The organism is Microbacterium sp. CR_7, from assembly GCF_041954755.1.
Taxonomy (GTDB): Bacteria; Actinomycetota; Actinomycetes; order Actinomycetales; family Microbacteriaceae; genus Microbacterium.
This window is the reverse complement of record NZ_JAVAYF010000016.1, coordinates 1-616: the sequence shown is the minus strand read 5'-3', so window position 1 is coordinate 616 and position 616 is coordinate 1. Positions and strand designations below refer to the sequence as shown.

The window sequence follows — 616 nt, the reverse complement described above, 5'->3', positions numbered from 1 at the left end:
GCAGGCGGTCCTGGATGCGATGCTCAACCCGAAAGTCGACGGCCCACCCCACCCGACCGGCGTTCGATTCGAACCCTCCCGGGGTGAGGATGGTGACACCTCCTCGGCGGGCGATGGCGGAGGCCCCTCCTCGGCAGAGGCGTTCGCGCCCGACGCGCGTGCGGTCGGCCAGGGCCGTGCGGGCGGAATCCGGTCAAGTCTGAACGAGCCGGGAGCGCCCGATGGTGTCGAGTCGGATCGGTGGAATGCGGATCCGCGGGCGGTGATCGATCCGCGCACCCACACCCAGAAACGTCATGACGCGTTCGCGGCAGCGGTGGGGATCGCGGCCCGACACCAGGACATGCCGTCTCTGGGCGGCGCGGCACCGACCCTGGTCGTCACGGTCGACGCGAACGACTTGGCCGCGAACACCGGGCGGGCGCGCCTGCCCGGGTCGGATGCGACGATCCCGACCACGGCGGCGGTGCACACGGCGTGTTCCGGGGCGATCCAGCGGGTGCTGGTCGATCAGGGCAGGATTGTGGGGATCACGGTCACCGACCGGGTGTTCACCGTGCATCAGCGGCGGGCGATCATCGCCCGCGACACCGAGTGCCTCATCCCCGGCTGTCAT

General features: G+C 70.8%; 1 protein-coding gene. It reads left to right on the top strand.

The features are described from left to right. Nucleotides 1-262 precede the first annotated feature (262 nt). On the top strand, nt 263-616 hold a 354-nt coding region (locus RAC81_RS16940), incomplete at its 3' end, for a DUF222 domain-containing protein (RefSeq protein WP_375083438.1).